The organism is Dolichospermum lemmermannii CS-548, from assembly GCF_028330815.1.
GTDB classification, from domain to species: domain Bacteria; phylum Cyanobacteriota; class Cyanobacteriia; order Cyanobacteriales; family Nostocaceae; genus Dolichospermum; species Dolichospermum lemmermannii.
Map to the genome: position 1 here is coordinate 23,388 of NZ_JAQMTJ010000289.1, position 25,052 is coordinate 48,439.

At 36.4% G+C, this 25,052-nt stretch carries 17 protein-coding genes; 10 read left to right on the forward strand and 7 right to left on the reverse strand.

Features of this window, described 5'->3' with window-relative positions:
• Positions 1–220: 220 nt before the first annotated feature.
• The 3 genes from PN450_RS20030 to PN450_RS20040 all read right to left on the reverse strand — a co-directional run bounded on the left by PN450_RS20030 (position 221) and on the right by PN450_RS20040 (position 3,671).
• Positions 221–382, reverse strand: coding sequence for a hypothetical protein (locus PN450_RS20030; RefSeq protein WP_271837334.1), 162 nt, complete (start codon positions 380–382; stop codon positions 221–223).
• A 4-nt stretch (positions 383–386) separates the two neighbouring features.
• Complete coding sequence (purH, locus tag PN450_RS20035) at positions 387–1,910, reverse strand: bifunctional phosphoribosylaminoimidazolecarboxamide formyltransferase/IMP cyclohydrolase (RefSeq protein WP_271837335.1); 1,524 nt, start codon at positions 1,908–1,910, stop codon at positions 387–389.
• A gap of 90 nt (positions 1,911–2,000) precedes the next feature.
• Positions 2,001–3,671 (reverse strand): phosphatidylglycerol lysyltransferase domain-containing protein, encoded by a 1,671-nt coding sequence (locus PN450_RS20040; protein ID WP_271837336.1) that lies wholly within the window; start codon positions 3,669–3,671, stop codon positions 2,001–2,003.
• Between the two features lie 319 nt (positions 3,672–3,990).
• Here PN450_RS20040 and PN450_RS20045 point away from each other — a divergent pair, with 319 nt between their 5' ends.
• The 3 genes from PN450_RS20045 (at position 3,991) to coaBC (ending at position 6,352) form a co-directional block, all read left to right on the forward strand.
• Positions 3,991–4,623, forward strand: a complete 633-nt coding sequence (locus PN450_RS20045; RefSeq protein ID WP_271837337.1) for an alpha/beta hydrolase — start codon at positions 3,991–3,993, stop codon at positions 4,621–4,623.
• A gap of 140 nt (positions 4,624–4,763) precedes the next feature.
• Positions 4,764–4,976, forward strand: coding sequence for a protein IsiD (isiD, locus tag PN450_RS20050; RefSeq protein ID WP_148761297.1), 213 nt, complete (start codon positions 4,764–4,766; stop codon positions 4,974–4,976).
• 164 nt (positions 4,977–5,140) lie between these two features.
• The gene (gene coaBC, locus PN450_RS20055) at positions 5,141–6,352 is read left to right on the forward strand and encodes a bifunctional phosphopantothenoylcysteine decarboxylase/phosphopantothenate--cysteine ligase CoaBC (RefSeq protein WP_271837338.1); all 1,212 of its coding nucleotides are present in this window, start codon (positions 5,141–5,143) and stop codon (positions 6,350–6,352) included.
• Positions 6,353–6,390: 38 nt separating this feature from the next.
• Here the strand turns inward: coaBC and PN450_RS20060 are convergent, their stop codons facing one another.
• Positions 6,391–6,813 (reverse strand): PIN domain-containing protein, encoded by a 423-nt coding sequence (locus PN450_RS20060; protein ID WP_271837339.1) that lies wholly within the window; start codon positions 6,811–6,813, stop codon positions 6,391–6,393.
• A 2-nt stretch (positions 6,814–6,815) separates the two neighbouring features.
• On the reverse strand, positions 6,816–7,076 hold the full coding sequence (locus tag PN450_RS20065) for a type II toxin-antitoxin system Phd/YefM family antitoxin (RefSeq protein ID WP_271837340.1): 261 nt from the start codon (positions 7,074–7,076) through the stop codon (positions 6,816–6,818).
• A 207-nt stretch (positions 7,077–7,283) separates the two neighbouring features.
• Here PN450_RS20065 and PN450_RS20070 point away from each other — a divergent pair, with 207 nt between their 5' ends.
• Positions 7,284–8,402, forward strand: a complete 1,119-nt coding sequence (locus PN450_RS20070) for a hypothetical protein (protein WP_271837341.1) — start codon at positions 7,284–7,286, stop codon at positions 8,400–8,402.
• A 140-nt stretch (positions 8,403–8,542) separates the two neighbouring features.
• Positions 8,543–9,760, forward strand: a complete 1,218-nt coding sequence (locus PN450_RS20075; protein WP_148761287.1) for a glycoside hydrolase family 10-like protein — start codon at positions 8,543–8,545, stop codon at positions 9,758–9,760.
• A gap of 129 nt (positions 9,761–9,889) precedes the next feature.
• Here the strand turns inward: PN450_RS20075 and PN450_RS20080 are convergent, their stop codons facing one another.
• The gene (locus PN450_RS20080) at positions 9,890–11,377 is read right to left on the reverse strand and encodes a site-2 protease family protein (protein WP_271837342.1); all 1,488 of its coding nucleotides are present in this window, start codon (positions 11,375–11,377) and stop codon (positions 9,890–9,892) included.
• A 335-nt stretch (positions 11,378–11,712) separates the two neighbouring features.
• The gene (locus tag PN450_RS20085; protein ID WP_271837344.1) at positions 11,713–11,970 is read right to left on the reverse strand and encodes a hypothetical protein; all 258 of its coding nucleotides are present in this window, start codon (positions 11,968–11,970) and stop codon (positions 11,713–11,715) included.
• A gap of 282 nt (positions 11,971–12,252) precedes the next feature.
• Here PN450_RS20085 and PN450_RS20090 point away from each other — a divergent pair, with 282 nt between their 5' ends.
• The 5 genes from PN450_RS20090 to PN450_RS20110 all read left to right on the forward strand — a co-directional run bounded on the left by PN450_RS20090 (position 12,253) and on the right by PN450_RS20110 (position 24,849).
• Entirely contained in the window at positions 12,253–13,857 is a 1,605-nt protein-coding gene (locus PN450_RS20090; protein ID WP_271837346.1) for a peptide ligase PGM1-related protein, read from the forward strand.
• Positions 13,858–13,871: 14 nt separating this feature from the next.
• Positions 13,872–16,250, forward strand: a complete 2,379-nt coding sequence (locus PN450_RS20095) for a 7TM-DISM domain-containing protein (RefSeq protein ID WP_271837347.1) — start codon at positions 13,872–13,874, stop codon at positions 16,248–16,250.
• A 211-nt stretch (positions 16,251–16,461) separates the two neighbouring features.
• A complete protein-coding gene (locus tag PN450_RS20100; RefSeq protein WP_271837349.1) occupies positions 16,462–18,144 on the forward strand; it encodes a serine/threonine-protein kinase in 1,683 nt (560 codons plus the stop codon).
• Positions 18,145–18,333: 189 nt separating this feature from the next.
• A complete protein-coding gene (locus tag PN450_RS20105; RefSeq protein WP_271837350.1) occupies positions 18,334–19,635 on the forward strand; it encodes a P-loop NTPase fold protein in 1,302 nt (433 codons plus the stop codon).
• A 48-nt stretch (positions 19,636–19,683) separates the two neighbouring features.
• On the forward strand, positions 19,684–24,849 hold the full coding sequence (locus PN450_RS20110; RefSeq protein ID WP_271837351.1) for a tetratricopeptide repeat protein: 5,166 nt from the start codon (positions 19,684–19,686) through the stop codon (positions 24,847–24,849).
• Positions 24,850–25,052 lie beyond the last annotated feature (203 nt).

Genomic DNA, 25,052 nt, shown 5'->3' on the forward strand with positions numbered 1-25,052 from the left:
AAATTGCCAAAATATTAGATCATTGCCGAAACATTTCTGGAATTCTCTGTTTTGCATAGATAGCGAGCATTTAGTTTCCAGTATCTCTACTGTTTTGTTGATTATTGGCTATAGAAAAATTTTTGACATTAAAAAGCGCCTGGGAGTGTTGCCGTGTTTCCACCCCAGACGCTTTTTAAATTTTCTCCTCACACACAAATATAACTTATCACTCTTTTCTTCAAATGGCAAGTACCTGAGACAACAATTTTGGAAATTGTTTGAAAGAGGGAACAGAGAATATTTTTCTTCCCCATGACAACTGTACGGGCGAAGCATTTGGAGAACTATTTTTTGTAATGACCGATAATTTATCTTTCAAATGCTTCGCCCCTACTGACAACTGACTAATGTAAAAAGTGCCTGACACCAGTGACAACCATGAGTAAACCCAGTTCATTAGCGGCTTTGATAGAGTCTTTATCTTTGAGACTTCCCCCTGGTTGGACAATGGCAGTAATTCCGGCTGCTGCTGCGGCTCTGACGGTATCATCGAAGGGGAAGAAGCCGTCACTAGCGAGAAATGCTCCTTGGGCTTTTTCTCCAGCTTGTTCGATAGCGATTTTGGTTGAACCGACGCGGTTCATTTGTCCAGCCCCTACACCCAAGGTTGTGCGATCGCTCGCTATGACGATAGCATTGGATTTAACGTGTTTGCAAACTTTCCAGGCAAATAGTAATTCCGCTAACTCACTGGGGGTGGGTTGACGCTCCGTGACAACTTGCCATTGACTAGGATCAGCAATGATATCATCAGCAGATTGGACTAAAAACCCACCTGCTACTACTTTCACAGTTTCTTTTGGTCCAGTCAATAAATCTGGTAAAATCAAAACTCGGACATTACCTTTTTTAGTTAAAATTTCCTGGGCTGCTTCGTCACAACCAGGAGCAACCACGCACTCTAGGAATGTCTTCGTTAATTCCGTCGCTGTGGCTGCATCAATAGGACGGTTTAAAGCGACAATTCCGCCAAAAGCAGAGGTAGAATCAGCATTAAAAGCTTTTTGATAAGCGTCAAAAATTTCTGCTGCTTCCGCAGTTCCACAGGGATTAGTATGTTTGATAATTGTTGCTGCGGGACTATCTGTAAATTCAGAAATTATCCGCCGTGCAGCTTCCAAATCTACCAAATTATTGTAGCTAAGTTCCTTCCCTTGCAGTTTGGTGGCCGCAGCCCAACCTGTAGCTTCATTTCCTGTTTGATACCATGCTGCGGGTTGGTGAGGATTTTCCCCATAACGCAAAGATTGGAGTTGTGTACCGGAAATAGTAAATTCTTGGGTTTGTGTGCCAGCTAAATAGGCAGCAATGGCATGATCATAACTAGCAGTATGCAAAAATCCTTTTAACGCGCATTTTTGGCGAAACTCTAAAGATGCTGCTCCATTTTGGCGTAATTCTTGCAAATACTCACCATATTGGTCAGGATTACATAATACCGTCAAATGGGCGTAATTTTTGGATGAAGCCCTTAACATTGCCGGGCCACCAATATCAATTTGTTCCACTGCGTCAGCTAGGGTAACTCCTGATTTAGCAATAGTTTCCGCAAAAGGATAAAGATTCACAACTACCAAATCAATGGGTCGAATTTGATTATTTTCCAAATCTGTTATATCTTGTTCCACATCCCGCCGTGCTAAAATACCGCCATGAATGCGAGGATGAAGAGTTTTCACCCGACCGCCTAAAATTTCCGGTGAACCTGTATAATCAGAAACTTTTGTAACTGGTATGCCAGCATCTTTCAGGGTTTTGGCTGTTCCCCCACTGCTGATGATATCAAAACCAAATTCCTCAACTAAACTCCGGGCTAAATCGCCTACACCAGTTTTATTAGATACACTCAGCAGGGCTAAACGCGCCATAATTTCCCAGATTCCTTTGGACTAAATTGCTTTCTGTGATGAACATTCTACCGAAAGGATGTTAAAAATTAAAAATTAAAAAAAATATAATTAAGATCCAGGTTTAAAATAGTCGAGAAAGCGATCGCCTGAATCTGCTCTAATTAATGCAACAACTACATCAGGTAAAGCAGTGAAACTGGGATAAACTAAATAGCGTGATTCCCAACGCGGACGAAATTTATCTTTGTACGCGTGTAAACCTTTAAAGTTATAAAATCTATTTAAATGTTGATAAAGATAGCGTAAAACTCGTTCTAATCGCGGTGATTCTCGGTTTTTTCCCACTCCAGCTAAAGCAGATAGTCCAAAATTAAAACCTTCACAACCTTGCTCTTTAAAATACTGAAGCATGGACACAAATAAGAAGTCCATCGTTCCATTTTCTATAGACGGACGATGACGCATTAAATCAATGGTAACTTCATTAAGTTGAAATCCAGGAACAATATTGGCAAAGGCAACAATTTTACCTTCAGAATTATATACTACGGCAATTTGGTACTGCCGCAAGTAAGTTTCATCAAACCAACCTAGAGAAAACTGTTTTTCTGAACCTTGCACCATTTTCAGCCATTCATCACTGACAGGTTTTAATTGGTGTAATAAGTCATTTGTAATTGGTGGTTGATAGAATTGGATTTTATATCCGAGTTTAGTTAAACGATTGATTGAGGGACGAAAATTTTTACCAGCTTTACCTTGCAAAGTAAAAGTTTTTAAATCAATTATCGCTTCTTCTCCAATCTTAATTGCCTGAAATCCTAAAGATTTGTAAAGTTCAAGATCATCAGGTAAAGTTTGGTAAAAGGCAGGATACCAGTCATTTCGTAGACAAAACTGCTGGAAACCAATAATTGTTTCTTGTCTGTCTGCAATTGGTCCAATGGGGTCTCCTAGAGCGATCGCACCTCTACCTTTAGGAACATAAGCAATCATACTCTGACCTGAAGGACTAAAATAATAAGTTTTATCACTTAAAAGTGTAAAAACTGCTAAAGAAGAATGTCCATATTCCTCTACAATTGCTTGAGCTTTTTGTGCTTCTTTTAAGGTAGCAGGATCAGGCAAAAATACAGGTTGCAATAGCATTAATACGGCAAAACTAATCGTACTAGCTGCAATTATATATATGGAATTTGCAAAAAATATGGCAAACTGAGTTCTTGGTTCTAATCCCCAATTATCTTCGGTAAAAAACATAGCGAGAGTCTGAAGTATAGCTGTAGGTAAACTAAAATTATGGGAAAACTTGTTATCCAATAAATAAAATCCAATTGTTCCATAGGCCAAAGTAAATAGCACCGCACCTATTAATATCCTCACTCCCCGTGCAATTGAAGGACGGTCAGATTTAGCGGTGAAAATATGACGCATGAAAACTAATTGGATTAGCAAAATTCCACATAAAATACTTTCTTCATAGTCCCAACCTTTCAATAAATGACTGACTATAGAAATAATTAGTAACCCAATAGTCAGCAACCAAGCTGCTTTTTTTCGGCGTAATAAATTAGTGGCTAACGTTAACAGAATAAATCCTATTAATGCTGCAAAAATATGACCACTCTGACGAATTTCAAATGGTAAAAATTGTTTAAGCCAATGATTTCTTTCGGGTAAACTAGGTGTAACAGCTGATAACAAATTTACTACTCCAACTAAAGCAGTAAGTGCAGATACACTCCACAAAGCAAAATGAGTTTTCAAGTGATTATTCATTAGTTATTTATCAACATCTATTGAGGAATTTTATACTGTTTTCCTACATAGGTAAAGGAATTTTTTTACCCACAATAGCAAAATTTAAAATACTCCACTTCATTAATATAATTTGTAATTACCCCATTTAGACTATTCGCTATTCTCCAACAAATACCTGGGGTTTTGCTTTGCTCAACCCAACCTACAACAAAAATGGCGAAGGTATTTTACTAAGGTAAAATATAAAAACGTCCAGAACAACTAAAAAAGTTGGGAAATGTGTACTGGATTAACACGCGGTATACTGTATCTGCATTAATTCTTAACTCAATTACTCATGACTCCAACATTAGATTTTATTAGGGTTTCTCCACCAAAAAACCAAACACCAGACGCTTTAATCGTCACTCTACATGGTTGGGGTGCAAATGCCCAAGATGTGGCATCTTTAATCCCTCATGTCAATTTACCTGATTACGAATTTTTACTCCCCAATGCCCCCTATCCTTATCCTTATGCTGATACAGGGAGGGCATGGTATGACCTGCGGACGGAAAATATGTATGATGGATTAAATGAAAGTAAACAACTACTGATGGATTGGTTGCTCTCTTTAGAAAGTAATACAGGTGTACCGTTATCACGCACAATTTTGAGCGGATTTTCTCAAGGTGGGGCGATGACTTTAGATGTAGGATTAAGCTTACCCTTGGCTGGATTAGTCGTGATAAGTGGCTATTTACATCCTACTGTGGCAACGCTGAATCAAGGCAATTTTCCGCCGACATTAATCATGCACGGGACACAGGATCAAGTTGTTCCTCTCCAAGCTGCAATTAAGTCGAGAGATGTGGCACAATCTCTAGGAGTAGCAGTGGAATATCATGAATTTGCCATGGGACATGAAATTAATTTCCAAATGCTAGAAGTGCTACGAACTTTTGTTGTCAACACAATTGGTCAGCTTTAGTTACAGAATTTTTACAAATTCCGGTGAAATTCACAAGAATTTTTACAAATTTAATGCTCGTTAATGAGTAAGATAGTAAAGGTGGAATCAACTCCACCCTCAGCTGAATGTAAGCGCTGCAAAAGGGAGGGGCAAGCATTATGAAAACTCTAAGCATTTCCAAAACAGAAATTTCTGCTATGACAGCGACAGAGGTACAGGATTTGGCTACACGTCTGGAATTAGATAATTATAGTAATGCTTTTGAGGGTTTAAATGATTGGCATCTATTGCGGGCGATCGCTTTTCAGCGTCCAGAGTTAGTTGAAGCCTATATCCACCTCTTAGATTTAGAAGCTTACGACGAAGCCTAACACCGCAGGGCGGAATTAAAAATTAATAATTAAAAATTAAAAAAGCAGATTACACAAGCTTTTGCAAATTTTTAATGGTTGGTTTACTTGCGCCGTTGTGTACCAGGGATTTTAGATTGGGTGGGACGGGCTAAAATCAAAGGTAATCGGAATTTTGCCCCAAAATGCCATCATTTACAAATCTCAAATCTAAACGGGTTATTATCTGTGTAGGCGGTGGTATAGCCGCCTATAAAGTCTGTGAATTGGTATCTACACTGTTCAAATCGGGTCTAGAAGTGCGAGTTATTCTCACTAAATCTGCCCAAGAATTTATTACTCCTTTAACTTTATCTACTTTATCCCGTCATCAAGCTTATACAGATGATAACTTTTGGCAGCCAATTTATGCCCGTCCCTTGCATATTGAGTTGGGTGAATGGGCTGATTTAATTGTAATTGCGCCTTTAACTGCTAATACTTTAGCGAAGTTAGCTTATGGTATGGCAGACAATTTATTAACAAATACTATTCTCGCCTCTACCTGTCCCGTGTTGTTAGCACCTGCGATGAATACGGATATGTGGGAACAGGTGGCGGTACAAAGAAATTGGGGGCAGTTATTGACAGATGGTAGATTTTATGGTATGGAAATTGGTTCTGGTTTATTGGCGTGCGATCGCATTGGTGCTGGTAGAATGGCAGAAGCGGCAGAAATATTTGTTTATATTCAATCTTTATTACACACCCAAGGCAAGAGAGATTTAGCGGGGAAAGAGGTTTTAATCAGTGCTGGGGGAACGCGAGAATATTTAGATCCGGTGCGATTTATTGGCAATCCCTCCACTGGTAAAATGGGTTTAGCCTTGGCACAGGCAGCACTGCACAGAGGGGCAAAGGTAATATTACTCCATTGTCCTGCGAATTGGGAAGTACCTTTGGGAGTAGAAGCAATTCCCGTGATTAGTGCAGAGGAAATGCAGCAGGTAATGTTCAAGCATTTAGCCAATGCAGATATAATTATCATGTCAGCCGCAGTTGCAGACGTAAAGCCTAGAGATTATAGTAGCGAAAAATTGCCCAAGCGATCGCTTCCTGAAAATTTACCTCTAGCAGCAGTACCAGATATTGTCGCTGAAATTGGAAATCGTAAACAACCCCATCAATATTTAATTGGTTTTGCAGCACAAACTGGAGATATTATTACTCCAGCGAAAGAGAAATTGCAAAGAAAGAAATTAGATGCAATTGTCGCAAATCCTATTGATAAAGTTGACAGTGGTTTTGGGAGTGATCATAATCAAGCGGTGTTTTTAGATAAAGAAGGGAGAGAGTTAGAAATTCCGACTTGTTCTAAATTGGAAATGGCGCATTATTTGTTTGATTTTGTTGTTTAATGGAATGAAATTCTATCGTTATGCCAACCACTACAGAATTAATTACTACTTAAATAAATCTCTACATTTCGAGTGTTCCATGTAGCAATCCCAATTCCAAAAAAATCTTGATCTTCCGTCCATATTGGACAATTTAAAGACAGAGAAAGCGCAACTATTGTCCAGTCTTTTATATCTCTTTCTTGTATTCGCCGTTTAGCATCATACTCATATTCACTATAAATTTCATCAGCTATTGGTATGACTACCTTTGTTAGTTTCTCAATAGCATCTAAGAATGGATCTAAAGGAAGATTCCGTTTTTGTAAAATTTTGGGTAAATGCTCGTTTAACTCATCATAGCAACAAGCGGGAGTAACAAAACTACAGTTATAATTGTATTTGTCTAATAAGTTGGGAACACGTTCTGCTAATATTGCCCTAATCAGAATATTAGTATCCAGAACAATTAACTTTCTCATCGTTATATTTTACTTTCTCTAGCATTCTGGAAATCAGCAAATAATTCATCTTCACTAATACCGCTTGTTTCTAGTAATTGTTTGATTTTTTGGACTGCTGCTTGTAAAGCCATTAAATCTTGTTTTTGAGGAGTAGGTTGTGTTGGTATGTAGTAACCTATTGGTACTCCATGAGAAGTAATTGCGATTGGTTCAGACGTTTGTTGTGTGTACTTATGTAAATTAGCCCGAAATTCTTTGATTCCTACAGATTGGATGTCCATAATAGTGAATTGACAAATTGTGTACACTTGAGTACACTATAACATAAACTTTGAGTTGTTGATAATAATCAAGGGGTGTTTTTAGATAGGTTAGGAAGAGAGGTAGAAGTTCCGGCTTGTTCCAAGTTGGAAATGGCGCATTATTTGTTTGATTTTGTTGTTTAATGGAATAGAATCACATTTTTATTTTGACTAGGCTTTTTGAATATGACAGTGCATTTACCTCAAATTGGTATCCCTAGCTGTATGAGGGCAATATCATTACTTGAAGAGTATCCACAAAATATTGTGGGTAGTTTTTGGGTAATGTGTGGTGTGTATGGATTTAATAATAAACCAATTCCTAATTGGTGGATTGATATGGTTTCAGCACAAGATATTATTAATGGCTTTAAACAAGGTTTATTTAATGGACAATACAAAAATCCTCTATACGTAGGGTTTTGTATTATTGTTGTTGCAGATTCATCAAATCCTGTTCATTTATCTTATGTAATTGAAACCCTCAGAATGTTGGGAGCAGAAGGAATTGAGTTATTAAGAATCATGGCACAAAATAATATAGTTGTTGAGACAGAAGTTAGTTATCCTCAGCAGTTTTTAAATTATCGTTATGGTGAAGAAAATCCTAATTATCAATATCTTAGAGAAACACTAGATCATTGGTCTATTCAGGTCTGGGAAGATTACTGTAGTTATTTGATGTCTCATCATGGTAGAGAGATGTTTTACGACTATTGCAAGAAAATTAATGCTGTTAAAGATGAAGTCCAAGCTACTGTAGAGAAAGGTACTAAACTTCTAGTTTTAACAGAAGGTGAAACTGATCCAATTTATATTAAAACTGCCTTAGCATTACTAGGAGAAAAAGAAATTTTAGCACAAGTTGATATTGAATGGGTAGGAATTTCTATAGATAAAGGAAAAAGTATAAATACTGGTGATGGTGGTTTAAAAAATACCAGAGATGTTCTGCTTTCTAACCCTAAATTCTTAACTAGAAAAGTATTATTAATTTATGACTGTGATACCGATAAATCTAATGAAAATCATGAATTATTGAAAATCAGAAAAATCCCTCAACAAAAGAATCGAAAAGTCAAAAAAGGAATTGAAAATCTATTTCCTGATCATTTATTTACAGAAGAATTTTATTTACCAAAAACAAAATATGGAGATTATGGAGAAAAAAACCAAATTCAAGAATTTCAAAAAATGAAATTTTGTAAATGGATTTGTGAACAAAGAAAACAGGCTGATGATTTTGTTGATTTTAAGATAATTATTGAATTTATCAAAGATTGTTTAGGAACAGTTACTTATTAGAAGAGCCTTTCAAAACTATCTCTTGTTATAGACTAGAAGTAGATATGATTTCCAAATTAATCTTTTTCTTCCTTTGCGTCTTTGCTCCTTTGCGTCTTTGCGCGAAACACTAAATTTAACAACCCAAAATCGTATAACCAATGAAAAAAATATCTCTAAAATCGCACCGTCAAACTAAAAAACTAGGATTTTTAGCAACTATGATGGCCGTGAGTATGATTGCATTCTTCATGCTATCATTCCCCTTAAATGCTCAAATTCCTAAATCCACAGAATTACGGGGAGTATGGTTAACAAATATTGATAGTGATGTTTTATTTGAGAGTAATCGCCTAAAACAAAGTTTACGAACATTACAACAACTCAACTTTAACACCGTTTATCCCGCCGTCTGGAATTGGGGATATACCCTTTATCCTAGCAAAGTCGCAGCCAAAGTCATTGGTAAAGCAGTAGACCCTACCCCCGGACTGCAAAAGCGAGATATGCTCAAAGAAATAGTCACCGAGGGACATAAACAAAATTTAACAGTAATTCCCTGGTTTGAATTTGGCTTTATGGCTCCTGCTGATTCCCTCCTTGCTAAAAATCGTCCTAATTGGTTGACAAACCGCAGAGATGGCACAAAAATAGTTAAAGAAGGCATCCATAACCGAGTTTGGTTAAATCCCTTTCGTCCCGAAGTGCAACAATTTATCCAAGATTTAATTATAGAAATAGTTAAAAACTATAATATTGATGGGATTCAATTTGATGATCATTTCGGCTTACCATCAGAACTAGGATATGATACCTACACCATAGCATTATACAAAAAAGAACACCAAGGAAAACTTCCCCCCGCAGACTTCAAAGATCCAGAATGGGTAAATTGGAGAGCGAACAAAATCACCGACTTTATGAAACGAGTCTTTACAGCAATTAAAGCAAATAAAAAAGATTGTATCGTTTCCGTTGCGCCTAATCCCCAGCGTTTTTCCTACGAATACTTCCTTGCAGATTGGCAGAAATGGGAAAGAATGGGAATAATTGAAGATTTAGTTTTACAGATTTATCGAAATGATTTAAACGTCTTTATCAGCGAATTAGAATATCCCGAAGTCAAACAAGCCCAAACTCATATTCCCGTCAGCATTGGCATTTTAAGTGGGTTAAAAAATCGTACAGTTCCCATGGAACAAATCAAAACCCAAATAGAAAAAGTACGAGAGCGAAAATTTGCTGGTATTTCCTTCTTCTTCTACGAAACCCTCTGGAACATGAGCCAAGAAAAACCCCAACAACGCCAACAAACATGGCAAAAAATATTCCCCACACCCACAAACTACCCCAACCTATTAGCAGATTGGAAACCCTAGAAAATTGGTAAAGAAAATCTGGCGTTGCAGAATTAAAGGATGAAAGTGAAAAATTTAAAAGCATAAACTTTGCGCCTTTGCTCCTTTGCGCCTTTGCGCGAAACATAATTCTATGCAACGCCAAAATTCCTAACTACCGATACCCAAACGCCCAGCCAAAGCCGGAGTCAAAGGTAAAAGAGTAGCAATCATTAAAAACAAAGCCAAAAGACATAAAGCCGCCCTAGCATCATCTGGTTCACTGATTTCATTCAAACTAGGACGTTCTAAATCCCGTTGTAAAAACAAAATCACAATTGCCCAATACATAGCCAGAGGATTACCTAATGATACGATAGCCAGTAAAACTATCGTCGCAAAAGTGGTTCTCCCTGCGGTTTTGCGTCCATAAATCGCTTGCACAATCCTCCCCCCGTCTAATTGTCCAGCGGGCATTAAATTCAAAGCTGTTATCACTAATCCTAACCAACCAACAATTACCAAAGGATGAATATTCACCAACGGAGATTGTAAAGCCGAACCGAGGACAACCCGTGCCAAGCTACCGACTAAAATTGAACCTTGGAAAAACTGATTGGGTAATTGAAATAAACTGCCTGGGTGGGACAGTAGCAATCCTATTACCAGTAATAGTAGGGAAGTAATCCCCCCAAAAGCCGGTCCAGCCAAAGCAATATCAAATAAAGCATTCCGGCTAGGGACAAGGGACTCAAACCGAGTAATTGCCCCAAAAGAACCAATTTGCACCGCTGGTAAAAAGAATGGCCAACTTAATTTGACTTGGTGACGACGCGCTAATAGCCAATGTCCAACTTCGTGAGAGATCAAAATTACCAATAAACCCAAGGCAATAGGTAAGGTTTCTGCAAAGCGTTCGGGGTTACTGAATAAATCGAAATTCTGTAATATACCCCCCACTTCTAAGCTGGTAGCGATAGTTGCTATCAACAAGATCACCGCAAAAGCTTTTTGTGCTAACTGGGTGCGTTGGGGGTCTGTGCGGCTAGGGAGAACAATCATCACAGGTTTACTGTCAGTATCTTCTACCAAAAACAGCCGATATTTATCATCTAACCGTTCTTGTAAAGTTTTCGTCAGTCGGTTGTGAACGGTTTCTGGTTCTCCGCGCAAGTTGCCTTTAAAAACTACTCCTTCTTGGTAGGGAATAGTTTCGGTGGCAAAAAATGTGTCAATGCCAAAAATGCCTCTAATTAGGCTTAAATCTGCTTCAGGTATGGGGGTTGGTGCTAATTGCAGTTCTGATACTACGACTGAACTGTCTTTATCACCTTCGCTTGCAGTTTGGGCAGCGAGTCGCTCTGTTGCCCGTTGTTTGAGAATAGCATCTTGTCCCGCGTCCCGTAATTTTCTACCCAGGAAAATATACAATCCAGCGGAAGCTACAACTAAGAACAAGATACCAACGATGTTGATATAAATCCCAGCGGCAAATAATCCAAAGAACAAAAGCCAGGGAGTCATTAAAACGAGGGATTGTAACCAGGCTAAGATGCCTAGTTTACCAAAAGGTCTGGCGCGATAAAAGCCCCAGCCTAAAATGCCGGACGCTATCAGCACAATGGCTGCAATTATAGGAGTTTCCGATGAAGTCAACATCTCTAAACCTTTGCTATTGAGACCGAAGCTAGTACCGCAGTGCGGAATTAAAAATTAAAAATTAAAAATTAAAAAAGCAGATTACACAAGCTTTTGTCAAATTTTTAATGGTTGATTGACTTACGCCGTTGTGTACTAGTACAAGTCTGTTTTTCTATATATTTTACCATTTTTGAGGATAAAATCAATAAATAAGTTGATTTGTTTTCTGCTCAAATTGCGCTATGTTGTGGTGACACTACACGCAGTTATCAGGCTTTAAGTAATATTCTTTTGCCAAAGAATTGACAAAGTGCAATTTTTATGATTTGAAAATTCGCTACAAAAGGAGAGTGTTAAAGTTCTGATGCTGTTTCAGGGGCAATAATTTCTCCAGCACCCAGTTTTAAGATTATATCCTGATCGGTAATCAATTCTTTGAGTTCTTTAACTTGCAAATTCATTTTTTCACAAGCTTGGCGTAATTCTTGAGCAAATGTATTAATATCATCCCCATAACCACACTGACACGCAGCGGTTTCTATTCCCTGGTTAGCGTTTGCTCTAGCACAATCTACTAATTCTGTATCATGTAATGGTTTTGGAGATGCCATAAGTGGATTTTTTAGTATTTATCTATTTCCATTTTGCGATTATCTTAGTTATTAAATATTTATTCATCTCTCTTTAGTCTGAATTTTTTAGTAATTAATATGGCATTTGTTTGTGTGGCGGACTGTATTTTTTTAAACTAACCGCAGAGGCGCAGAGGTCGCAGAGGTGGAGAATGAAGAGATGGAGATTTTTATATTTAACAAAACGATACATTTACAATCTTTATTTGCACTCTCTCTTGGGGTATATATTAGGTAAGGAAGTAGTATGGGTATGGGGATATGGTGACACTAAATATTGATGATTTTCAGGAAGTTGATAAATTTCGGAGTTTACAATTAACTTTACGCGATCGCTGGAAAACTAGCGAGTTATTCGATAATAGTGAAGCGGATATTTTAATTATTCCTTCTTTGAGTATAGATCAGCGGGAATTGCTCAAGGTGGAAGGCTGTGAGCATTATGAGGAAAGGTTACTTTTTTCGTTAATGCGGTTACGAAATCCCCGCACTAGGTTAATTTATGTGACTTCAATGCCGCTTCATCCTAGCATTATTGACTATTATCTGCAATTACTTCCGGGTATTCCTTTTTCTCATGCTCGTCATCGGTTATTATTACTTTCTACTTATGATTCTTCTTTAAAACCTCTGAGTCAAAAAATATTGGAACGTCCTCGCTTATTAGAAAGAATTCACAAGGCTTTGCGGTTAGATAAGGCTTTTATGGTCTGTTATAATTCTACTTTTTGGGAATCGGAATTATCTCTAAAGTTGGGTGTACCTTTATATGCTGCTGCACCAGATTTACAAATTTGGGGAACAAAAAGCGGCAGCAGACAAATTTTCAAAGAAAGTGATGTCCCTCTTCCCGACGGTAGTGAGTTAGTCAGAAATACCAAGGATCTAGCCAATGCTGCGGCTGATTTGTGGGAACGTCAACCCACATTACAAAGAATGGTAATTAAGTTGAATGAAGGGTTTTCAGGAGAGGGAAATGCACTCTTAGATTTAAGACAAATAATGGATTTTGCACCGGGAAAAGCTGATCATATTCACAGGGTAGCAGCTATTAGCGATCGCTTTCTAAATTTACGCTTTCAATCTTTACAAGAAACTTGGGCAAATTTTTCCCAACGCATTCCCGAATTAGGGGCAATTGTTGAAGCTTTTATCGAAGGAGAAATCAAAAATTCTCCCAGTGTTCAAGGCAGAATTACACCCAATGGAGAGGTAGAAATTATTTCTACCCATGACCAAATTTTAGGCGGTCCAGACGGACAAATTTATATAGGTTGTCGTTTTCCTGCGGATGAAAACTATCGCTGTGAATTACAGGAATTAGGTTTAAGAGTTGGCAAAAAATTAGCAGAGAAAGGAGCTTTGGAAAGATTTGCAGTTGACTTTGTGACTGTTGATAAAGGTGATGGTAAATGGGATATTCAAGCCATTGAAATTAATCTTCGTAAAGGGGGAACAACTCACCCATTTATGACTTTAAAATTCCTCACTAATGGTCGTTATGATTTATCCACGGGTTTATTTTATAGTCAACAAGGTAGACCAAAATATTATATTGCCACAGACAATTTGCAAAAAGCTAGTTATCAGGGATTATTACCTAATGATTTAATGGATATTATCGCCCACCATAGACTACATTTTGATAGTGGCACGGAAACAGGTACGGTATTTCATCTCATGGGTTGCCTTTCCCAGTTTGGTAAATTGGGATTAACAAGTATTGGTGATTCTCCCCAAGAAGCGGAAGATATTTATCACAAAGTTATTGAAGTTCTTGATCAAGAAACTAGCGGTGATTATACTAATCGTGCTATGTTTTCTGATGACAATTTTCCTCTAACTGGAGATGGATATAGTTGTTAAAATTTTGAGGTGCTATGTTACAAATATCACAAATGTATAAGGAATTGAACTTACCTAAGTATTTTATAGTTGTATTATGGTTTTTATTATCACTGATGGGAGTGGTAATGTTGTTGGGAACGTTCCAACCTGCTAACACTAATAATCCCTTAGAAACAAGCAATACCGTAGTATTACATGACCAACAAGAACAATATAAACTGGGAAAATCTGTAGAAATTTTCCAAGATCCAACCCAACAGTTAACAATAGCAGATGTTAGTCAACAGCCACAAAAATTTACCCCCAGTCAAACAGATATCCCGAATATGGGCTTCTCTAAATCTGCAATTTGGGCTAAGGTAAAGTTACAAAATCATAGCACTGTCACCTCAGAATGGTATCTTCAAGGCGCACCTAATAATGTGGATCAGGTGGAATTATATATTCCTCAAGGAAATACCTGGATTAAAAAACAAATTGGTCGCTTACTGCCTTTTTCTAATCGTGAACTGTCAGATCGTAAGCTTATATTTATCCTCCCTTTAGCTGTAGATGAAGAAAAGACTATTTATTTGCGATATACCAGTCAGGGAACTATAGCCATTGATGTCATTCTCTGGACACCTCTTGCTTACTATAAAAGTAGTTCTACCCAGCAACTATTACTGGGTGGATTTTATGGGATTTTATTGAGTTCTGTAATCATAAATTTACTGCTGTTTTGCTTATTAAAAGATGTTGTTTACCAATACTACGTTCTTTTCCTAATTGGTCTGACTGGTCAGTTTTTTATCAGATATGGTTTGGCCTTCCAATATCTATGGCCAGAATTTCCTGGATATAACATTCCTGTTTTATTAATATTTCTATGCATTATTCTAGTAGGCTGTTCCAGCTTCTTTCTCTCATTTTTGCAAGTGCGTGTTTATAGTTATCAACTCTACAAACTCATGAACTGGTTTCGCTGGACTAGTGTGGGATATACTTTATTTAATTGGTATTTTCCTATTCGTAATAGAATCATTATTATTATGTTGTTGTTGATAATTATGTCTATAGTGATTATTTATGCTAGTTTCTACATCTGGTCTAAAGGTTTTACTCCGGCTCGATTTGCTATTTTAGCATTTAGCTGCTTTTTATTAGGTATAGCTATGTTGTGTGCTACCTACCTTGGTTGGTTATCTGTCAATCCATTGACTGAAGAATTTATTCGTCTTCAAGTAATTGGCTTATTATTTTTTTTAGCCATAGCTTTAAGCGATCATATTAATTTACTGAAAGAACAACGCAACGAACTAGCATCAGAACAACAAAAACTAGCCATGATAGTGGAAAATAGTTCAGAATTTATTACTATTACTAATCTTAATGGAGAAACAATTTTTATGAATGATGCGGCGAAGAAAATGATCGGTTTAATTAGTGAAAATTATGATTCAGAAATAAATATATTGGATTATCTTTGTCCAGAGGAGCGAAATTTATTTGAATCAGAGATTTTGCCAACTGTATTAGAAATAGGAAGTTGGGAAGGAGAATTAAAATTTTGTAACTTGAAAACAGGAACAATCATTTATAGTATCGCTTATTTTTTATTAATCAAGGATCAGCTAACAGCAAAAACCACTAGTCTAGCATCTATTATTAGGGATATATCTCCAATTAAACAAGCTAAAAATGAGATAATTGAGGCACTAGAAAAACAAAAGGCTATTAGCGAAATGAAATCGCGCTTTATGACAATGTCATCCCATGAGTTTCGCACACCTCTAACCATTATCTCCTCATCTACAAGCATTTTACAAAACTTTGGCGATCGCCTCACTTCAGAAAATAAACAGGGACACCTAGAGACTATCCAAGAAACTATTACTCGGATGATTCAACTTCTAGACGATGTCCTCACTATCAACCGCACCGAAGCTGAAAAAATAGAATTTAACCCAGAATTAAGTGATATAATTGCTTTCTGTCATGATCTCAAAAAGAAAATAGAAACTACTTGTCAGCACCATACCATTGACTTTTCTTGGAACTTAGGCGCAGGAGTTGCAGACAGTTCTCTAATTGTTAATTTTGATCAAAAACTCTTGCATCAGATTCTGACTAATTTACTGACTAATGCCATTAAATACTCACCTGGAAAAACTTTAGTTGATTTTAATTTAACAAAAGAAAATGACAAACTGATCTTTAAAATCACCGATAGTGGCATCGGTATTCCTGAAAAAGATCAGGTTAATTTATTTGCATCTTTTTATAGAGCCTCTAACGTCGGTTCGATTTCTGGCACAGGTTTGGGATTATCCATAGTGAAAAAATGTGTAGATTTGCACAAAGGCAAAATTATCTTAGATAGTCAAGTAGGACAAGGAACAACATTTACAGTAATTATTCCCTGGGAATAGTAAAAACTTATTAACCGCTTAATTGCACTTCAATAATTAAGATTAACGCTAACAATACAAATACACTATGCTAATCATGTGTTAACATTAAGCATAGGTTGAGCATTATGGAAAATAGTTAATAACTTGATTTTAAATGCTCCAAAGCCGATAATTAGTAGTTGTGAGAATTGATTGAGTATTTTTGATATTTTAATCTTTAAAAGCCTTAATGGACGGTTGCTTCTCGGTTCACTGCATAAATCCCCATTGTCAACGTCCCTATCCTCAACCCTGGGGAAACAAATTCTGTAACAGTTGTGGCGCACCGCTGCATCTGTTAAATCGCTATTTCTCTCTTAAACCTCTCGGTGCGGGAGGATTTGCCCAAATTTACACAATTTGGGATGAAAAGACACAGACAGAAAAAGTGCTGAAGGTGCTGGTAGAAACCTCACCTAAGGCGCTGGAATTATTCAAGCAAGAAGCGGAAGTTTTAAGTAGTTTCCGTAACTCTGGCGTACCTACAGTTGATGCTGACGGATATTTTCAAATTAATTTGGTTAACCCTAAACCCCATCAATTACCATGTTTGGTGATGGAAAAGATTAATGGCTACACTTTAGAGGAAGTATTAATAAATTCTCCTCAAGGTTGTTCCGAAGATTTGGTAATAGGTTGGTTTATTCAAGCTGTACAGATTTTACAGGAATTACATAAACGCCAAATTATTCACCGAGATATAAAACCTTCTAATTTAATGTTGCGTACTTCTACACCCGCAACCCCTGGGAAGGATGATAAATTGGTGCTAATTGATTTTGGCGGCGCTAAACAATTTAGTGGTTCAGTTTTGCGATCGCATTCCACCTCTACACGCTTGTACTCCTCCGGTTATAGTCCTTACGAACAAATTCGCGGTGGTAATGTTGGCCCAGCCGCAGATTTTTATGCTTTAGGACGGACTATAATTCAACTACTAACAGGTAAGTATCCGCCAGACTTAGAAGATAGTCTGACAGGTAAATTACGCTGGCGTAATTACCGACAGATTAAATCAGATTTAGCGGATTTAATTGATGAGATGGTACAGGATGATGCAAAATTGCGTCCAGCGAATGCAGTTATTATTCATAAGCGATTAATCAAGATTGCTTCTTTACGTCCACACAAGGGGTTATTGATCAGCGCAGGTTATTTTGTCGTCACATCAATTACTGATATTACTCAATTCATAAGTAATACTACTGTATTTATAATTGAGGGAATATATAAATTTTTATTAGCTTGTTTGGCGACTATTTGGGTGATGATTCTGACAAGTATATGCGCCGGAATCGGGACTATAATTGGTTTTGTCCTGGCTTACCATACCAGTTTAGGCGATCGCTGGCTAGAATTACTAACCTATCCATTACCAACATTAGTCCAAAAACAACCTTATATAGCCGCAGAAAGTATAGTTTATGGTTTTGCAGGTTTGGGAACAGGTTGGGGATTAACCTTATCAGGGTGTTTTGGGCAAAAGCGGCGGTTTCTGATCACAGCTTTAATGGGCTTAATTGGCTACAGTTTAGGCTGGATAGCTTGTCAATTCATCACCACTCCAAATCCGGCGGAAAGCTTAGTCACATGGATTTTAATCTCACTTCCCCTCTTAACCCTCGGCTTAGGTCTTCGCAGTCATCAAATCGCTTATGCTGTCATTGCAGGTTTAGGAAGCGCCAACCTCATAGCCATTTTCGTGGGTTTAGGATTGGGACTGCATTTATTCCATTTTTCCAGTCAACCACAAGGGTTTGATGTATTTTCACCCATAGGTTTTTTTAGTTTAGTGAGTATCTTAATTAGTTTTTCCTTGAGTATAAGCTATTACCTAGTTGTCCCTTGCTTACGCTGGTTAGGTTGGCGATAACAATTAAAAATTCTTGAAACCCTTGTAGAGACGTTCCATGGAACGTCTCTACGATCTTTTTAGGAGATGTCTTTTGTAATCCCCCTAGTGGAATATTTTTATTTTTATATAAGATTCCTACGGGCAAAAACAATACTAAAATAAAGATAATACCCTAAAACACAGCTTTTTGCCCAGTTTATCACTAATATGAGTAATACCAATTTTTGGAAACCTGCTTACCAGCGATTCAAACCAGAAGAACCTCTGGCTACATCTGAAGAGTTGCAAAATTTCTACGTCCCCAGAGATAATAGTCCTGTAGACCAGCTTGTTAGTTTATTGGAAATGGAAGATGATCCAGTAAAATTTTTACTTGCAGGTCATCGAGGAGGCGGTAAAACTACTGAACTGCGACGACTAGAACAAAAATTAGGAAATACACATACTGTTATTTGGATAGATACCCAAACAGCGTTAGATAGATATAACATTGGCTATGCTGAAGTTGTAGTTTTGATTGGTTTGCAAATTGCACAGCAAGCTATTAAATCTAATTGGTTATTTAAAAAAGATAAATTATTAACAAGATTACAGGACGCACTCAAGACAGTAGTTTATCAAGATAAAGGTACTCATACTGAAGGTTTGGGAATGCCAGAATTTATCGAAAAAGCAGGATTAATTCTCAAACGTGGCTTAACTAGAGAAATAACTAAAACCGTTAATGTCCGTCCAAAATTAACGGAAATTATTGATAGCGTTAATGAGATTATTATCGCTGCTGAAAAAGAAAATAACCAAAAACTATTTATCATTGTTGATGGACTAGATAGACATGATTTAGTTACAGCTTTGGATATGTTTTCTAGTTCATTGCTGACAGAATTAAGCTGTCATATTATCTATGCAATTCCCATTGCTTTGCGATATTCGCCGAACTTTAGACAACCAATGGAAAGCTTTCAAAAATGTTTAGATTTGAATAATCCTCCCGTTTTTGAATGTGATAATAATCTATGTCCTACAAATAACCCTGATCATATAGGCAGACAAACTCTCGTGAATATAATTAATAAACGTCTCGATAGCTTAGGCTATGATTATCAAGGTTTATTTACACCTGATGCCTTAGAACTGATTTGTGAAAAAAGCGGTGGTGTGATTCGAGATTTAGTGAGATTAGCGCGGACTGCTTGTGAAATCGGACTGCGAAAAAAATTGAAGTTAGTAGATTTGGACACTGCAAAATCAGCAGTGCAAGAAGTCCGCAGAGAATATAATTTAGATGATTATCAATATCCCGAAATTCATTCAGTACATATTACTGGAAAGTTAACCTCTAAAACCCACAGTTTACCACAAAAAGGCGAATTTATTATTTGTGATGAGCTTTTACAAAACAAACTCGTTTTGGGTTATTACAATTCTAGACAAAAATCTTGGTTTGATATTAATCCTATTTTGATAGAGGATTTACAACGTTGGCAAGAAGCTAACAATTTTCTGTAAAAACGTGACTATTTTGGAAAGATTACTAATTATCAACTGGTACTAACTATGCTTTCTGATGACTCCAATTATATTTTGACCGAAGCTGATAAAGAAGAATTAGAAAAATTAGTCAGTGTATTAGAACTTTCTGATGGCACAACAATTATTTTTGCGATTACTCCAGAGAGTAGTCCTCAACATTTAGTAGTAAAACAGCTAAAAGAAGATTTAGCAAATAGCGAAGAAAATTTTAGCTTTCATAACTTTTTTTATAGTGAAAATTCTTTTCATAACTTCTTATATAGTTTAGATGAAAATGTGCAACCAGAGCGCAAATTAATTATGGCATTTGGTCTTGATCAATTGCCTACAGATAGATTAGTTAGAGAAATGCAGCGTTTAAACTTAGGACGAGAAGAGTTATTTGGTAGAAACTTAATATTAATTTTTTGGTTAAATCAAATAAACTTTCTAGATGAATTTCGTCAGCGTGCGCCGGATTTTTGGGATTGGCGAGAAAAGGTAGTACAATTTGAAACTCGTAATCCTTTACTTTATATTTATTTAGAATGGCTAATTGCTGAAAATTCCTATCTCAAAATGAGTGGTGTAATGCAAGTAAATCGTCAAGTTGATATTTTCCTTGACCAGATTTATGTTTCCCTGCAAGCACAACGACGACAAGAAATCATTGATACTTCTGAAACTAGAGAAATTGAAGCAGTAACTGTTTTAAAATCTCCCTCTAATTTTAGTAGAGGTAAAGGAACAGGAATTGATTTCGATGATAGGGATGAAACTGAATATTATCAACCTGTACGAGAAAAAATCACATCTATTTCTAGTACCAAAACCATTACAGAAAAGGTTGAATTATCCCAAGCAGTGCGACAAAATGCTTACAGCGTAATTTTAGGCGCTCCTGGTGCGGGTAAAACTACTCTTTTACGTTATTTAGCTCTGCATTTTGCCACAGCTAAAAGGGATGATCAAGAAACGGTAATTGGTGGGGAAGCAAAGGAAGATTTAGGAAAAACTCTCCTGCCTATTTTCTTTCGTATTGCTGATTATGCAGAGAAATTAAAACTACAACCAAATTTAACTTTAACTGAATATCTACGGCAATTTTATCGTCACTGGGAAGCTCATTTTCAAACACAAGGAGAAATGGGAACTGAGGTAGCAGCATTTTTATTAGATGCTATGCATCAGGGAAAATGCTTAATGTTATTAGATGGTTTAGATGAAGTATTTGACCAAGAAAGCCGGAGACAAATTGTAGAATCTATTAATCAGTTTGTTAATGAATTTTCCCATAATAAATATGTAATTACTAGCCGCATTGCTGGTTATCGTGATGTACAACTAAGTAGCCGTTTTGCTGAATATATGATTGAAGATATGAGCAGCGAAAAGGTAGAACAGTTTTTATATCGCTGGTGTCGCACAGTAGAAAAAGCACAACAACCAGATGCTAATGAAGAACAAATAGAAAGAAAAGGAAATGAGCAAGCAGCAAATATTTTAAACGCAATTCAAGAAAATGAAGGTGTGAAGCGTTTAACAGCAAATCCCCTATTGTTAACTATTTTGGCACTGATTCACCGCAATGGGGAACGTTTACCTAACCGTCGGGTGAGGTTATATGAGTTAGCAGTGCAAACTTTGATAGAAGATTGGCAACTTAGTAAAAAATTACCAGATGCGCCAAAAGTCGTATTAAGAGAAACTGAAGTAGTAGAACTTTTAGCACCTTTAGCATATTGGATGCACGAAGAAAAGCCTTCTGGTTTAGTAACAGAAACGGAAGTGCAACAGCAACTAGCAACCAAAATGGCAGAACTAAATGATGCTGAACCAGAATCAGATTTAGTGCGTCAAGCTGTAGGAGAATTTCTGCGGAAAGTGAGGGAAACAACAGGTTTATTTGTGGAACGCGCACCTGGTGTTTATGGTTTTATGCACCTGACTTTTGAAGAATATTTTGCGGCTCGTTATATTGCAGATAATGACCAAAGTAAAATTCAAGAACTAATTCAACAACATCTCCATGAACCACGCTGGAATGAGCCAATTTTGTTGTCTTTAGGGTATTACGGAATTCATTCTCCTGGACAAGTTAAGAAATTAATAGATCAATTATTTAGCAATTTACAAGATTATCAACCTGCACTACAACATGGTGAGATAAAAATAAAAACCTCTGCTGATAATACAATTATTATTTACTTAAAAGCAGAAGATGATTCAGCAGAAATATTAAAAAATATAGAATTTAATTTGCAAGATTTATTTTTTGCAGGACAAGTTATTGCTGAAGTTGAAGTTAGTAATATTTTCCGCAAAAATGTTATTGAAAAATTAGTTATTACTTACATTGGTATAGATGATGATTTTGACAATGATCTAATTAAGCAACTCCTGCGAACACTACGAAAAATTGAACTATTTTATCAGAAAGGTGAAGTCATAGCCAAATTAACAGAAGTAGCTAATGATGTAAGCCTATCTCCAGAAATGCAGATTAAAGCAAAAACAGCTATTTTGTATGTTGCTTGCGGTCAATCAGTAGGATTAGATAATTATGTAACAAAAATTGTTAATCAATTAGAATCTTCGCTTTTTGATAGTATTAGAAATTTGGTAAAAGAACTGGGTGAAGAAATGACACCTAACCTAGAAATTAGCCGTCAATTTCATAATCATGATGAAAGTTATAAAATGGCATTAATTTTTATCACTGCGATGTCTTATGTCAGAAAAGAAAATTATGATAAAGCTATTACAATTTTTGAAGATATAGACCAAAAATCAAATAATAGTCTTAAATCATTTATTTATTGGTCTTTGGCTATATGTTATGAAGAGAAAGAAAATTATGATAAAGCTAATGAATATTATGATAAATGCAAAATAGCTGATGATAATCTATCAAATACATCATTTATTTTTTGGAGAAATTGGGGTTGGTGTCAGAAATCAAACAGCAAACATGAACAATCACTTGATTACTACCAAAATGCACTAAATATTATTAATAAAATTCAACATTTCAAATATAAAGCAAGCTGTCTTTTCAGTATAGGCAGAGTTTATCAAGATTGGGGTAAATACGAACAGGCAATCAGTTACCACGAACAAAGTCGGGAACTTTATCAACAATTAGGTAAAGAGAAAGATGTAGCTGATTTGTGGTATAATTTGGCTGATTGCTATAGAGAATGGGGAAAATATCAACAAGCTGTTGATTGTGAAAACCAAGATTTAGCTATTCGTCAGCAGTTGGATGACCAAGATAGAATTGCTCTTGCTTACTTTCAGCTAGGAACGATTTATCAAGGTTGGGGTAAATACGAACAGGCAATAACTTACTACGAAAAAAGTCTGGAACTTTATCAACAGTTAGGTAAAGAAGAAATTTTATGTAACTTGTGGTATTTGCTGGCTTATTGCTATAAAGAATGGGGAAAATATCAACAAGCTGTTGATTGTGAAAACCAAGATTTAGCTATTCATCAGCAGTTGGATGATCAAGTTAATATTGCCCGCGCTGACAATATGCTAGGAAGGATTTATCAAGGTTGGGGAAAATACGAACAAGCAATAAGTTACCACGAACAAAGCCGGGAACTTTATCAACAATTAGGTAAAGATGAAAATGTTGCTAATTTGTGGTATTGGCTGGCTGATTGCTATAGAGAATGGGGAAAATATCAACAAGCTGTTGATTGTGAAAACCAAGATTTAGCTATTCATCAGCAGTTGGATGATCAAGTTAATATTGCCCGCGCTAACAATATGCTAGGAAGGATTTATCAAGGTTGGGGAAAATATGAACAAGCAATAAGTTACCACGAACAAAGCCGGGAACTTTATCAACAATTAGGTAAAGATGAAAATGTCGCTGATTTGTGGTATTGGATAGCTGATTGCTATAAAGAACTAGGAAAATATCAGCAAGCTGTTGATTGTGAAAACCAAGATTTAGCTATTCGTCAGCAGTTGGATGACCAAGTTAATATTGCTGATGCTTATAAGCAGCTAGGAAGGATTTATCAAGGTTGGGGTAAATACGAACAGGCAATCAGTTACTACGAACAAAGTCGGGAACTTTATCAACAATTAGGTAAAGAAAAAAATGCAGCTAATCAGTGGTATAATTTGGCTGATTGCTATAGAGAATGGGGAAAATATCAACAAGCTGTTGATTGTGAAAACCAAAATTTAGCTATCCGTCAACAATTAGATGACCAAGTTAATATTGCTGATGCTTATTTTCAGCTAGGAAGGATTTATCAAGGTTGGGGTAAATACGAACAAGCAATAAATTACCACGAACAAAGTCGGGAACTTTATCAACAATTAGGTAAAGAGAAAGATGTCGCTGATTTGTGGTATAACCTAGCTGTTTGCTATAGAGAATGGGGAAAATATCAACAAGCTGTTGATTGTGAAAATCAAGATTTAGCTATTCGTCAGCAGTTGGATGACCAAGTTAATATTGCTGATGCTTATAGGCAACTAGGAAGAATTTATCAAGGTTGGGGTAAATATGAACAAGCGATAAATTACCACGAACAAAGCCGGGATATTTATCAACAATTGGGTAAGGAAAAAGATGTAGCTACACGGTTACGACAAATTGCTAACTGTCAAGTTTTATTAGCCAAAAATACCGCAAACACAACAGAAGTTACTGAATTACTGAAACAAGCTGAAAAAAATATCCACCAAGCTATAGAAATCAATACTCTAGGACAATATCAAGAAAATCTTGTTTACGATTACACTAAACTCAGTTTACTTTACTCAGCACATCTACATCTTTTACCTGTTGATAACTCTTCAATACAGGAAAAAATTGCTTTATTTGAGGAATCCTATCACAAAGGCTTAACTTATTTTGATGAACTGGGACAAATAGTAGATAAAGCCGAAGAAGCTTTAGATATAGCTCGTGTTTACCTAGAGGTAGAAGTTCTAGAAAATCTTAACCGAAGCGAAGAAATGGCTCAAGAATGTTTACAAGTCTTTCAAGATTACAACCGCCAAAAATTGACAGCTTCAGCATACAAGCTGTTAGGGAAAATTTACCTGAAACGGACACAGCAAAATCAGCCTGATAATCAAGTTATTGCTCATCAGTTTTTAACTCAGAGTTTGCAAATCTATCAAGATTTAGATTTACAGGAAAAAGCTGGAGAGATAAGCATGATCCTGGATAATGTATAATTCATTACTTATGATTATCAATAGACACTTGGTGAAAATTAAATGTGTGTGGTTTGAAACCCTTGTAGAGACGTTCCATGGAACGTCTCTACTTTTTTACCAGATGTCTAATTATCAGTTCCCCAAAACACAGATACCCCTGGTTCATTTTTGTTGTGAACCAGAGGTATCTCATAATTGGTAGACTATAAATCTTTCGGTAT